Annotated in this window: 11 protein-coding genes and 1 pseudogene; 7 read left to right on the top strand and 5 right to left on the bottom strand. The window is 58.3% G+C overall.

The window, feature by feature from the left end; genetic code table 11:
* Positions 1 to 503: 503 nt before the first annotated feature.
* Positions 504 to 953, bottom strand: a complete 450-nt coding sequence (locus tag G518_RS0125835) for a MarR family winged helix-turn-helix transcriptional regulator (protein WP_245598135.1) — start codon at positions 951 to 953, stop codon at positions 504 to 506.
* Between the two features lie 374 nt (positions 954 to 1,327).
* Here G518_RS0125835 and G518_RS37020 point away from each other — a divergent pair, with 374 nt between their 5' ends.
* Positions 1,328 to 2,887, top strand: coding sequence for a DHA2 family efflux MFS transporter permease subunit (locus G518_RS37020; RefSeq protein WP_051237407.1), 1,560 nt, complete (start codon positions 1,328 to 1,330; stop codon positions 2,885 to 2,887).
* Between the two features lie 27 nt (positions 2,888 to 2,914).
* Here the strand turns inward: G518_RS37020 and G518_RS39575 are convergent.
* Positions 2,915 to 3,585, bottom strand: a pseudogene (locus G518_RS39575) (GlxA family transcriptional regulator); the annotation flags it as partial.
* Between the two features lie 660 nt (positions 3,586 to 4,245).
* Here G518_RS39575 and G518_RS0125810 point away from each other — a divergent pair.
* Positions 4,246 to 4,878 carry a CDP-alcohol phosphatidyltransferase family protein gene (locus tag G518_RS0125810; RefSeq protein WP_026437512.1) on the top strand — a complete coding sequence of 211 codons (633 nt, stop codon included), beginning with the start codon at positions 4,246 to 4,248 and terminating at the stop codon, positions 4,876 to 4,878.
* 231 nt (positions 4,879 to 5,109) lie between these two features.
* On the opposite strand, the gene istB is transcribed toward G518_RS0125810, so the two are convergent.
* From istB to G518_RS40775, 3 genes are read right to left on the bottom strand one after another with little or no spacing between them, the layout of a single operon-like run.
* Entirely contained in the window at positions 5,110 to 5,862 is a 753-nt protein-coding gene (istB, locus tag G518_RS0125805) for an IS21-like element helper ATPase IstB (protein ID WP_028604956.1), read from the bottom strand.
* 2 nt (positions 5,863 to 5,864) lie between these two features.
* Entirely contained in the window at positions 5,865 to 7,397 is a 1,533-nt protein-coding gene (gene istA / locus G518_RS0125800) for an IS21 family transposase (protein ID WP_028604955.1), read from the bottom strand.
* 4 nt (positions 7,398 to 7,401) lie between these two features.
* Positions 7,402 to 7,671: a hypothetical protein gene (locus tag G518_RS40775; protein ID WP_156909549.1), complete on the bottom strand. Its 270-nt coding sequence runs from the start codon at positions 7,669 to 7,671 to the stop codon at positions 7,402 to 7,404.
* A gap of 150 nt (positions 7,672 to 7,821) precedes the next feature.
* On the opposite strand from G518_RS40775, the gene G518_RS0125790 reads away from it, so the two are divergent.
* The 5 genes from G518_RS0125790 to G518_RS40190 form a co-directional block, all read left to right on the top strand.
* Complete coding sequence (locus G518_RS0125790) at positions 7,822 to 8,790, top strand: hypothetical protein (RefSeq protein ID WP_156909548.1); 969 nt, start codon at positions 7,822 to 7,824, stop codon at positions 8,788 to 8,790.
* Positions 8,791 to 9,428: 638 nt separating this feature from the next.
* Positions 9,429 to 9,827, top strand: coding sequence for a hypothetical protein (locus G518_RS0125785; protein ID WP_245598134.1), 399 nt, complete (start codon positions 9,429 to 9,431; stop codon positions 9,825 to 9,827).
* 428 nt (positions 9,828 to 10,255) lie between these two features.
* Positions 10,256 to 11,425: an MFS transporter gene (locus G518_RS37010; RefSeq protein ID WP_036596185.1), complete on the top strand. Its 1,170-nt coding sequence runs from the start codon at positions 10,256 to 10,258 to the stop codon at positions 11,423 to 11,425.
* A 109-nt stretch (positions 11,426 to 11,534) separates the two neighbouring features.
* Positions 11,535 to 12,260, top strand: a complete 726-nt coding sequence (locus G518_RS0125775; protein WP_028604952.1) for a hypothetical protein — start codon at positions 11,535 to 11,537, stop codon at positions 12,258 to 12,260.
* A 364-nt stretch (positions 12,261 to 12,624) separates the two neighbouring features.
* Positions 12,625 to 13,472 (top strand): Rieske 2Fe-2S domain-containing protein (locus tag G518_RS40190; RefSeq protein ID WP_156909547.1); only part of this gene is annotated, 848 nt, incomplete at its 3' end.

Genomic DNA, 13,472 nt, shown 5'->3' with positions numbered 1-13,472 from the left:
GTGTTTCGCTTCCCGGTTGACCGCTATGCTGACCAAATCCTGCCTTCGCGGCCAAATGCATCGATAACTGGCACCAATGGATGAAACCGACCACGGTTTGACGCCACGAATCGCAGATTTGAAAGTGAACAGGAAAGTCAATGAAATCAACGATCTACCAACACCACCTCCGCGCCAGTGCTAGCTTTTCGTACCGTCACTTATTGCACTGAAAACGAGGAGACCCCGTAATCGATTGCCCAGGCCATGGTCGAGCCATCCGGTGCTCTTTGTCGTTGCCGGGCGAGCCATTGCTGCAGGGCATCAGCCACCTTGCGCGCCCCTCCTGCGGTAGTCGCCTTCGCCCCTCAGGGATTAATTCGGCGATCTCGCCTTCGACGGCGTAGAGCACGCTCACGCGCTTGGAGCCTTCCATAGGTGTCCGCCTAAATCCTTGGTGGACACCATCGTCGCAGACACCGGGGCCAACCTCAAAGCGGGATCACCGCGCGCTTGCTAACAACCTATCCGGCTGTGCGTTCGAAGGCGCCCTTGAGCTTCGCGAGCAAGGTGATCAGTTGAACAACTTCGTGGGTCTGGAAGTCTTCGAAAATCTCGTTCCAGCAGTCGACCATGTCCGGGACCTTGCTCAAGTAATGACGTTTGCCAAGAGCAGTGAGCTTCACCAGCACGACTCGCCGATCTTGGCGCGTGCGGTCTCGTTCTACGAAACCTTGTTTTTCGATGCTATCAATGAGCCGGGTGGTCGCGCCAGACGCGATGCCTAGATCGCGCGCGAGATCTCCCGCGTTCTCGGCCACTCCATCGAACAAAAGCTTCAGTGCCATCCATTCCTCAAACGAGGGGTCAGTGTCCGAAAACCGCGCTTGCACGCGCCTTTCCAGCAGTTTGTTGATGCACCGAAGCAGCCGGCTAGGTGACCGCTCTCCGATTGCGTCGCTGAGTTCAAGCACGGCCAAAAGTACCTCCTACTGGTGTTTCTTCTTTTGAAGATAACGAATGTGCGTAAAAACGCAAGGCTGCCCGTGGCCCGCAGTGGCCTCATTACTCCGAACCGTCAAATCAGCGCAAAAAGCTGTACCGCGCAACGGTAGGTGTCCGACCAACCGAAGGTTTCCAGCAAGGCCGCGCCTTGACATGTATCTTCATTTGTATTATCTTCAGTTGGAGATATTTACATGGCAGAAAATGCTTGTGCTTTCGATTTTCAAGCGCTCCCACGATGGTTGGAGGCCCCTGAGATGAACACCTTTGCTGCCATGGGTGGGTTGACGGCTTGCGTCTTTTGCTCAAGCGGCCCTATGCGCGCGTTGCGGTGCGCCATCTCATGACTCACCCAAAGTACACCTTGACGTCGACTACGCCGCGACTCACGGGTGCGAAACTGGCCATCACGGCCTTGGCTTTGGCACTCGGCACGTTCATGCAGGTGCTTGACTCGACCATTGCCAATGTGTCGCTCCCTACGATATGCGGGGATCTGGGGGTTAGCAGCGAAAGCGGCACCTGGGTCATCACGGCCTTTGCAGCCACCAACGCCGTACTTGTACCTCTCACCGGGTGGTTGATGATGCGTTTTGGCATCGTCCGGGTGTTCACCGCAGCGCTTCTTGCATTCACAGTGGCTTCTTTTCTGTGCGGGATAGCATGGAATCTCCCGGTACTAGTGGCTTTCCGCGTCTTGCAAGGGGCGGTCTCCGGGCCGCTTATCCCCGGAAGCCAGGCGCTACTAATCTCGGTTTTCCCTCCGCATCGGCGTGCGACGGCGCTAACGATCTGGTCAATGACCACCATGTCCGCACCGGTCTTCGGACCCGTACTGGGAGGATACATCTCCGATAACTTCTATTGGGGATGGATCTTCTTCATAAACCTTCCGATCGGCCTTGTCGCCGCCGTGATCAGCTGGCGCGCCCTCAAGACCCGAGAGACGCCGACACGAAAACTACCCATCGATATGTGGGGCCTCGTGCTACTCACCATCTGGGTCTTCAGCCTCCAGACCATGCTCGATCTCGGCAAAGACCTGGATTGGTTTCATAGCACCACCATCGTCGTCCTAGCCATCTGCGCTGTAGTGGGGTTTGCCATTTGGGTGGTGTGGGAGCTCACCGACGCGCGACCTGTCGTCGACCTCTCCCTGTTTCTGAACCGAAACTTCGCGATGGGTGTACTTGCGCTATCGCTTGGATACGGGATTTTCTTCGCTAACAACGTTCTGCTGCCGCTCTGGTTGCAAACGCAGATGGGCTACACGGCGAGTTGGGCGGGCCTGGTGTCTGCGCCGGCCGGGCTCGTGGCAGTAGCACTGTCGCCGTTCGTGGGTCGGTTCAAATGGGACCCTCGCATCACTGCCTCAGTGGCTTTCATTGCCTTCGCACTTGACTTCCACCTCCGGTCCCAGTACGCGCCCGACTCGCCATTCATGACGCTGCAATTGCCGCTCTTCATCCAGGGAGTCGGCTTTGCCACCCTCTTCGTTCCTTTACTAAACATCATGCTCGATGGCATACCGGCTGAAAAGGTGCCACTAGCGAGCGGCTTGTCGAATTTTGCCCGGATCATTTCGGGCAGCTTTGGTGCGTCGATCATCACAACATTCTGGGACCGCCGGGAGGCCTTGCACCAGAGCCGCCTGGCCGAAACGATCGCCGTGGGATCGCCGAGTTATGACCAAGCGCTGAACTCGCTCAAGAGCCTCGGCATGTCGCAGTTTCAAGCTATCGAGTCGATCATGCACACGGTGATCAACCAAGCCTATCTGCAATCGACTATCGACCTCTTCTATTTCAGCAGTTGGGCTGCCCTGGCGGCCATGGGCTTGGTTTGGTTGACCCGGCGTCCGAAACCGCCTCAGGGTCCCCCGATTCCGCCAGCCGGCGATTGAAGAGCACCCCGCACGGCGCTCAGTAAGCAAGAGCGTCCCCAACGTCGTTCCGTCAACATAGCCGACTTCGGCCACCATAAAATCGAGATCGCGACCGCCGCCATGCACCAGTAACTTTGCACGCTCCACTCGCAGATCCTGGAAATAGGCCAACGGCGACTTGCCCCGCACTGCTTGACAGCGTCGCTGCAGAGTACGGGGACTCATCGCCAACGTAGCCGCGACAGCATTCAAGAATCCGCCGTTCAGGTGGTCCCGAGACCATTGTTCGAAGCGCTAAATGATCGGATCGCTCTGCGCTAAGTGTTTCGGAACGATGTAGGGAGCCTGCAATGACCGAGCATCTGTGCCAGCATGTAGCGCGCGACGAGCGCAACCAGTTCTGGACTTCTTTCGCGAATCAACCAGAGCGCCAAGTCAAGGTGCCCCATCGATGCGCCTGCCGTCACCGTCCGGCCAGACGAAACGATCATTAGCGATTCATCTAGGAGTATGCGCGGATAGCGCTGCCGGAATAGCGGACCCAGCCACCAAGTAGTTGTAGCTTCACCGTCATCGAGGAGACCTGCATTCGCGAGCACAAATGTTCCAACGCAAGAAGCGGCAATCGCCGAGCCCGATGCGTGCCATGCTCGCAGTTGCTCCGCGGCGTCGAGGACGTCACGTCCCGCGAGCGCGGGCACCAAGCTATCGGGGGTTGTTGCGTATTTCGGTCGCTGCTGGACACTCATTTCGGTTTCTCTTGGACAGCGGGAACGGCGGGAGATGGACACCCAGTTCGACACTCGTGGACACGCACAATGTGCTGCCAGTAGGCGTTGACGCTGCGGCGCCCAGTTGCCATGTTGGTTTGCCGGGCAGGTGCGCGGCCGGCTAGACTTCACCAATCGGCCAGAAACAGCCATTCCTTTTTCGGAGGTAAGCGTGATGCAATCGGTATCGCCTGACGTCGAAACTCGGGCGTCGAGGGCGGCCTCGTACCATCCGTTGTGGGCACAAGCAACTGCGCATGCGTACTGTGCGACTGATGTGTCCGTTGAGGCCGTGAACCTCATCGGGCGTATGCGCTCATTGACGGACACAACGCGTGAAGAGCTACTGAAGGCGCTCTTGACCGAAAACTCGGTCTTGGTTGTGAGCTGTTGGACCTCCGAGAAACAGCCAGAACCGCTTGCGGGCGGTGGCAAGCATTATGTGTTCTTGCTACACCCCGATTCCTTTCAAGTTCTGCATGCTGGAATTGGAACCTGGCGGGCTTAGCCAGGAGTCCGCTTCGGGCCCATCAGGGACATTCGAGCTCTTGATGCCAACGTGTCGAAGCTGACGTTCAAACATTGAGCAACTAGGGAGACTCTGCTATGGCGCCCTCAACCCCCACGCCACGCCGCTTCGCGATGATCCGCAGCTTTCATCTTGCCGACTTCATCACACTGGGCAATGCCGCCTGCGGCGTTTTGTCTGTGTTCCTGGCGATGATGTACATGGCCAGCGGCTCGCTTACGCACTTTCTGCTGTCGGCCGCAATGACACCGCTGGCCTTCGTCTTCGACGTCTTCGACGGGAAGGTGGCGCGCTGGCGTCACCAGCATTCGCCGCTGGGCCGGGAGCTCGATTCGCTGGCCGACGTCATCTCCTTCGGCGTCGGCCCGGCAGCGCTGGGCTTTGCCGCGGGGCTGCAGAGCGGTTGGGACATCGTCATCCTGTGCTACTTCGTCTGCTGCGGCGTCAGCCGGTTGGCGCGCTTCAACGTCACGGCCGAACACCTGACCACCGACTCGGGCAAGGTGGCCTACTTTGAAGGCACGCCGATCCCCACCAGCGTGATCCTCACTGCATTGCTGTCATGGGCCGCCTGGCAGGGAGCGCTGGGAGCGCAACTGTGGGGAGGAGTATGGCAACTTGGGCCCTGGCAGTTGCACCCCATGAGCCTGCTGTTCGCGCTGTCGGGCACGGCCATGATCAGCAAGACCGTGCGCATCCCCAAGTTCTGACCAGTTTGCGGCTACATCCAGCACCACGTCGTTGGAGGCGATGCCAGGAAGCTGCCTGCGTAAACGGCAGCAAATGGCCGATTCCTGAAGTCTAGCCTTGGAGCTGGCGATCGGCTACCTATCAATATGGGAACGCCAGCTTGGCTCAGTTTTGCGATGGCTGCAGCCGCTCTGCAGCTGTAGGAACAGGCCGCCCCATTGCAAGGTAACGACCAGGAAAGCGCGACCTTATCAGCCAGGATTCAGAGCAGCTCGCCCTCTGATCTTGCGCATCGATTCGCCCTTCAGCTGGACCCGATGAGCTTGATGCACCACGCGATCAAGAACCGCATCCGCGACGGTTGGATCTGGGAAGAAACCGTGCCAAGTGTCCGCGGGGTACTGACTGGTCAGAAGCAGAGATCCCGTGCGCATGCGCCGGTCGGCAACATCGAGCAAGACCTGCGCTGCGGTTGGGGACATTTCCCCGATTCCAAAGTCATCAAGGATTAGCAGGTTGGGTTTGTAGAGGGCCGTTTTGAGTTTTGGCAGCGAGGCATCGAGCACCGCTTGACCGATGCTGGTGAAGAGGTCGTTGGCCACGTAGAAGGCCACGGTCATGCCCAGCCGACAGGCCTGGTGGCCGAACGCCGACGCTAGCCAGGTTTTACCCACACCCGTGGGCCCGAGGATCATGAGGTTCTGCTTTCGCGTGATCCAGCTGCAATTGGCCAACGTTGACATCAGCGCCTTGTCCAGCCCTCGACTTGCACGAGCGTCATAGTCTTCAAATGCGGCAATTTCCGGAAAGCCGGCCGATTTCACGAGGCGGTTGAGCTTGCGGGAGTTCCTCGTGGAGACTTCCGACTCAAGAAGCAAACCAAAGCGATCGTCAAACGCAAGATGTTGCAGCTTGGCCTGCTCTTGCTGGAGTTCATAGGCTGTCGCCATGGCGTTCAGGCGCAGTTCGCGCAACTTGTTCAAGTTCTGGGTATTGGTGCTCATGTTTAATCTCCGAAGTATTGGGCGCCGCGCAGGTTGTCGTGCTCCATGCGGGGCGGTGGCGTGGCTGGACGGGGCCGCAGGTCCGCCTGGTTGGTCAGGATCGAAGTGATGCTGCGCAGCGAAGTGATGTTCAGCGGGAGTGCGTAGCGGCAGACGGACTCGAAGCGATCCTCGCCATGGTCCCGCGCCAGATCTCGCATGCGTCGGGCAGCGCGCATGCCATTTGCGGGATCGCGCCGCTCGTTGAGGTGGTAGCCGATCATTTCCTGAGCACTGACTCCCACCGCAGTGGCCCATTGCATCAGCGCCTTGGGCTCGCCTTCCAGAACCCGCTGGTGGGCTACAGGCCGGTGTTCAGGCACCGTGGTGCTGTTGCCCGGCTCAGTGAGCAGCGCGTGCAACGCTACCCGGCGGCCACCTCGAAACACCTCCACCATGGACGCGGTGGTGCGCAGATCGACGCGCTCGCCAGCCAGTTGGGAGGGAACTGAGTAAAAGCAGCGCAGGTGCTCTACGTGGTGGTCGTTGCCCACGCGGACTTGATAGCGCCAGTCGCACAACTCGAAGCGCTTTTGCACAAGCGGCTTGAGTGTGGCCCGTTCATCGCCTTCAAACCTGCTGCGCCGACAGCCTGGCAGCTTCTTGAACGGATGATCGTTGAGCTCGTGGTTCAACCGGCGCAGCTCCTTGTTGAGCTCGTCGATGCTGAAGAACACCCGATCGCGCAGTTTGAACAGTATCCAGCGCTGCGCGATCTGCACGCCCACCTCTGCTTTGGATTTGTCCTTTGGGCGCCTTGGCCTGGCGGGTGCAGGAGCGGTGTCGTAGTGGTGGAGGCAGTCGCGGTAGGTCGGGTTGATAACCAACTCATCGCGGCTGCGGCGCCAGACAGCGGCCTTGAGGTTGTCACTGACCACCCAGCACGGTGCCCCCTCCAAGAACTCAAAGCACTCGACGTGGCACTGCACCCAGTCACCAGTCGTCTGGGTGGGGACGGCGTGCACAAAGGTGTAGTTGGAGTAGCCGAGCACCGCGATGAAGATTTGAGCAAACCGAGAGGGGCCGCCAGCAGGGTCTCGGATCTCCACGGTCCTGCCAGCGAAGTCCACAAACAACTTGTCGCCTGGCCGGTGTACTCGGCGCATGACTACGTGAAGATTCTTTCTCCAGGCCCGGTATCCGACCGCGAACTGGGTGTAGGCCACCCCTTCGGGGCATGTTTCCCTCCACTCGCGCCACAGCTGCTCCATGGTCGCATCGGGGCGTTGCATTTCCGTGTGCACCCACTGCCAGTCGGGCAGAGGTTTCCGCTGCGCAATGGAGCGATCGCGCGTGCCCAGGGTGTCTCGCCACTGATCGTCGTCAAGCGGCTCGATCGCTGACCATTCGTGCCCCTGCTTTCGCAGCATTCGGCGGAAGCTGCCGATCGTGGAAGGCGACATGCCCACGGTGCCGGCGATGGCGCGGTCAGAACTGTTGGGATCGTAGTAATGCAGGCGGGCGATTTCCCGCTGCAAGTGAATTGGAATGCGCATGGACTCATTTCTTGCGCAGCGCGGGAGGACGCGCTGCAAGGACGAGTTTGCCCAGCACGCCCAGCACTTGACGTGCCGAACGCTGCGACCGATACTCCACACCATTAGATCTTTCCAATCTTGCTGGCCTCGGCCGGACAAAAAGCCTGAGCTGCAACTCGGGCTTTTTCGTTTCTGGACGTGTAGTTTTTTTGCTCGGTGAGGCTCCTGGTTGCTGTTGATATGACGGCGCGATGCCATCGACATTGCGCGCGTTGTCGATATCCCCGTCCACGTTGCCGAAACAAGTGTCCACGTCGCCGAAAGAAACGTTTGGGCCGTCAAAACGGCAAGCTCGACACTTGGATCGGCACGCCGAATGCGGGGATCGGCCATCGTACGAAAGTCGATCACGCCAAACTACTGGGCTATCTGGACACTTGAAATGCCGCTGTACCTCGACGACGCAGTGCCGCCACCCATGCCCCGAGCTTTCCTGGACGTTCTGCTCGATGGCTACACGTCCTTCGGCGAGGAGGCCGTGAACCCAGCCATGGTCATCGGCCTGCTGCGCGAACGCTTGCTGCCGCTCTTGCCGGACGTGCACAAGTCACTATTTGATCTACGGGGGCAGACCAGTTGGGATAGCCTCTGGATCCTCTACGCGAACCTTGCTACGGCCAGCGGTGGCACTGACAAGCAGCTCGTGGCAAGCGCTGCTGTCGTGAGCATCTTCGTGCGGCACACCACTCGACCGACGCGCGAGGTTGAGTTTCCTGCTCACCTGGAATTGGCGTCATTCGCGCGGATGGCTGACGTGCTGGGCCTGCCCAAGGCACATCCACACGTGGGCGCACAAGAAGTCGCTACGCCGCTCTACGCATTCTGTCGGTACTGCTGGCTGCCGCAGCGCTCGCGCGGCGTGTGCGAGAACCATTCCACCAACTCCACGTCTCGGGACAGGGAAGGTGCTCCACTTTGCGCCGTGGCCACCCACAAACAGGTACAGCGGTTGCGCCTCGCTTTTGAGAATGAACTGAGCCGTCTGGTGAGCGCCGAGGAATGGCAGTTTCACGAGTCCGAGTTCAGCTTGGCGGTCATGGTGCCGCCATCAGGACTTGGCAACTGGTTGAAGGAGCGCCGGCCTGCTCTGTCGCAACAGCTGGATGCTGCTGGTCGCAAGGGCGAAGTCCGTCTGCTGCCTGCTTTGCTACGGGTTCTGTATGGGGACAAAGGGGTAGATGTGGCGCAGGCCATTGGAGGATCAGTGCACCTGCTCACCCCTACCACGGCCAGAGCAGAGGCCTGGCTTTGCGCCTGGGAAGGCAGAGCGAGTTGGGGCGGCCAGCGACGAGGTGTAGGCAAGCCTGCGGCGCCTAGCAGGATCAAGGACACCACTCAGCACAACCATTGAGTAGCCAACAATCCATGGTCCGCTGGGTGTTCTCGAGGGAGGTAAAAGTACCTCACTGACTGCGGTGCCGAACACGGTGTCAACGATGTCGAACTTGATGTCCAAGAAGTCCGAAATACGCAGTTGTGGTGCTAAGTGCTGGGACAACCACCATATCCGGCTCGACGCCGAGTGGAATAGATTGAACGGGAATCCCAAGTCCGCGACCAGATCGCACCCTCTTTCGCACTCCTGCGATGTATATCTCGAGCACAAGGCACTACCGTACTGCTGCTTGGCAAACTTCTGAGGGAGCCCAAACGCATCGAGTAAGACTGAAACCGGTCTCGAAAGCGCTGTTCAAGAACAAGAGCAAATATCTACATGGTGCAATCAATACAGAGTTGACCGGTTGCGACCCTATCATCTCTTCAGACGCCGAAAAGCAATTGATCCATGGATGGCGCGAACGATGCCAAAACTGTCGCATATGCCTATCTCTATCCATAACAACGAGATGTAAACTTAATCGTAGTGTGTCGCTATCAGTATCAAAATAGCCCACCGCGCCTCCTAGTTTCTAATTCCTTTGGCAACGACCTTAAGAACGCAAACTGGCGTTACAGGAACCGTATTATCAAAAATAAAGTGAGTGTCAATTGAAGCGTATCTGCATCCTACTGCTGGCCCTTGCGAGCTATCTGATCCCATTGACCTCGTCAGCTCAAGCAATACAACCCACTACGCCGACGACGAAAATCCTTGCCGTCGGCACTATCAACGCGGGAAGCGAGCAGTCGAAGGTCCTTGCCCTCATGCCGAACGAAATTCGCGAAACGGTCAATCTTTACCTCGCTGGCCGGATCGATCAGTGGTATTCGCTTGCAGATCGGACTGGTGTCGTGTTTGTGCTCAATATGACCGACCTTGAAGCGGCGCACGCAATGCTCGAGCAACTTCCTCTGGGGAGGGCGCACTACATGAGTTTCGACCTCTTGCGGATCGGCCCCCTGAACCCGTTGCACTGGCTGGCGGGCGTTGAACCCACCAAGAAATGAGGATTCGCACGTCGCGTTGACGACCACAGTGCGCAGCGACGAGTGGGGTCATCCACCTCCTTCTGAACCGCGCACTGACAGTGGGTCATCGCACAAGCGGGTATCGGAGCTAGTTCCCAGTCGCTTCCTATCAGGTTTCGTGCGGCCTGATTTCCAACAGGCAAAGGCGCGGATGCCGCCGCACCACCGACAGCGATATTTCCGCGTAAGCGATAGCGCAGCCTCGCCGAAAGGTCGACATGGATTCCGCCTAGCGCGTACCAGTAGATATTTTGTCGCCATTGAGTGGAAAGTTGGCGTTTCCGCCCCTTCGTCGAAGCTGCTTGTACTTCTACATTCGCTCAGGCACTCCGGCGTCCCTGGAGCGCAGGTCTCGGGCATGCACGGGGCTGCAAGTTCATTCAAATCAGATTAAAGACTGGCTCATCGTGGATCGTCGTCTCTTGTTTCTCGCCCTTGGCATGTTCGCGCTTGGCACCGACAGTTTCGTCGTGGCCGGTGTCCTTCCGCAGATTGCCCACGGATTTGGCGTCAGCATCGGGGCGGCTGGACAGATGACGACGATCTACGCGCTGACGAACGGAGCCTTAGCTCCAGTGATCGCCGCATTTGCCTCAGGCGTTTCACGAAAAAGGTTGTTGCTGACAGGACTTGTCATCTTCGTCCTAGCCAACCTGGGCACGGCAATCGCTCCGAATTTTGCCGTTGCGATGATCATGCGAGCTATCGCCGGTGCAGCAGCTGCCATGTTTTCGACAACCGCAATCAGCTCAGCGATGGTCATCGTGCCTCGAGAGCGGCAAGGTGCAGCAATCGCCGTCGTGATCGCCGGGCTATCCATATCGACCGCGCTTGGAGCACCATTGGGAGCGCTCATTGGAGGACTAAGCGATTGGCGTTGGACGATGGTCTTCGTCGCAGTTCTTGCAGCCGCTTCCGCCGCCGGCGTCGGCGCGTTCTTGAAGCAGATTCCTGTGCTCCCGCCTGTCTCATTGTCTCAACGGCTCGCACCTTTGGCGGACAGGAGAGTGGGATTGACGCTGGCCAGTACCTTTCTGTTCTTTACCGCCGCCTTCACAATCTACACGTATCTCTCCGTAGTATTTCAAAGGGTTACCGGCGGTAGCACCGCGATCTTGAGCGGGCTCCTCGTGCTGTGGGGCGTCGCGGGAACTGTGTCGAACGTCCTGGTCGGCCGATGGGTAGACGCGATTGGAAATCGGAAGGTGCTCGTAACGATGCTGACATTAGTCACAGTGGACTTCATTCTCCTTCCTTGGTCCAGTGCGGCGCTCTGGAGCTCAATCATTGCGATCGTTGTTTGGGGCTTCTGCGGTTGGGGGATGCTGGTCCCACAGCAACACCGCATCGTTGGCATAGCCCCAACCATCGCACCCGTGGTGCTCGGCCTCAACAACTCTGCCACCTTCCTCGGGACCACTGCGGCGGGCGTACTCGGGGCGTTTGGCATCGACCTCATGGGGGTATCAAATCTAGGATTTCTCGCAGCGGGCTTTGGCGCAGCCTCGCTACTATTTGCGGAACTGGCAGGCAGGGCGATCCACTGGACGAACCTGAGACGCGAAGCGACAGCTTAATATATCTAAGAGTCTGTTATAGCTTTCAGTAGCATTTAGAGCAAGCTATAGTTCGCCCTATAGTCCTGACAATTTTACGTGGCCCGATGGCCTATTTTGGAATCTAAGAATGAATGATCTTCTCAAAAAAATGCTGGGAGCACACGGAGGCCTGGAACGTTGGCAGACTATCCGAAAGATAAGCGCCGACTTCTCTCCTAGTGGAATTGCACTCGTGGCGCGCGGCCAAGAAGCATTCACGAAGATGTCTACGCGCGTCGATGTCGACACACGAGCGCAAAGGGTGAGCATTTTCCCGTTTATTCACCTGAATCAGAGAGCCCGATACGAGCCCTATCGCACGCTTGTCGAATCGAGCGATGGTCGGGTACTTGAAAAGCTTGAGCGCCCACGCGCTTCATTTGGGAACTCGGCAGCAGGCGCGAAGTGGAGCGCAAACCAACTAGCTTATTTTATTGGCTGCGCTCTTTGGACGTACTTCACGCTCCCGTTCTCGCTTGTGGGGCATGGCGTGATAGTGCGCCAAGGCGAGCTGTGGACAGAATCGGCCGAGGAGATCTGGCAAACGCTCGAACTTACATTTCCCGAGGCATACGCCACCCATTCTTCGCAGCAGACTATATACATCGACGCATCTGGCTTGATCAGGCGGCACGATTACTCCTTGGAAATCGCTGGGAATAGCAAGGCCGCGCACTACCTCTTAGACTATCAAGTGTTCGACGGATTCGCGTTTCCTACCAAGCGGCGTATTTTCCTGCGGGATGAACGTCGGCCATTGAAGGACAGACTGGTCATCCAGGCGGACCTCGGAAACTACGAACTTACCTACTGAGCCAAGCCAAACGTCTTCCTCGTACCGCGACCACCGACGGCGCGGGTTGGTGTTGCCGATTTCGGGCTTACCTAGTAGTTTCTCAGATCGCCAAGCCCTCAAAAGACTAGCCGCCCGTGACTTTTTTCGGTCACCGAGGTATGGGCCTGGTTCGCGGCAACGAACTCCCGGACAGGAGGTAGCTGCTCTCGGGACGAGACGTCGCGAGTCGGACCGACAAAAGATGGCATTTGGGTGACGCCGCCGGCCCGCAGGTGGCGTGATAGCTTAGAGGCATCGCTTGGATTAACTTGTCCAACTAACGCCGCCAAGGCCTCGATAAGCTTCTTGCACCTCGCCGATCCTCACCCCGAAAGGTCTCCACGTGCGCGACGACAACTTCATGCTCACCCAGACTGCATCCGACACCCCTGTCGGCCGATTGTTCCGACATTTTTGGCTCCCTGCTCTCCTGTCGAGCGAGCTGCCACGGCCAGACTGTCCTCCGGTTCGCGTCCGCATCCTCGGCGAGAATCTGGTCGCGTTTCGCGACAGCGACAATCGGGTCGGCTTGCTCGACGCTCACTGCCCGCATCGGCGCGCTGAGTTGTACTATGGGCGAAATGAGCAAGGTGGATTGCGTTGCATTTATCACGGCTGGAAATTCGATGTGAATGGCAGCTGCGTCGATATTCCAACCGAGGAGAACGGCTGCGAGTTAGCCAAGAGCCGGCCGGTGGCTGCGTACCCGGTGATCGAGCAGGGGGGAGTCGTTTGGGTCTGGATGGGACCGCCCGAACGGCAGCCCGCTCCGCCGGAATTCGACTTCTGCACCCTTCCCCTTTCACATGTGTACATATCAAAATGTCTGATGAAATGCAACTACCTCCAGGCACTTGAAGGAAGCATCGACTATTCGCACATCTCCTTTCTGCACAAAGAATCCGCTGGCGGTGCCGATGTCTTTGGGATTGGGGAACTGATCCGCTTCGCAAACGATGACGGGAAGCCCACGATATCCACTACCCCTACCGCCTACGGTATGCGAATCGCCGCGCGCCGAAATGCTGGGGACGATGCCTATTTCTGGCGCATCGCGCGCTGGCTTGCACCTGCCTTCGTGGTTGTGCCAACGGAAGTTGGCAATGTCTGTCGCGCCAATGCTTTTATCCCAATAGACGATGAGAACTGCTGGTGGTACCGCATCCGCTACCACCAAGACCGCCCGCTCAC

The organism is Ottowia thiooxydans DSM 14619 (assembly GCF_000422885.1).
GTDB classification, from domain to species: Bacteria; Pseudomonadota; Gammaproteobacteria; order Burkholderiales; family Burkholderiaceae_C; genus Ottowia; species Ottowia thiooxydans.
Note: the sequence above shows the minus strand (reverse complement) of the source record. Positions and strands in the feature narration are given on the sequence as shown.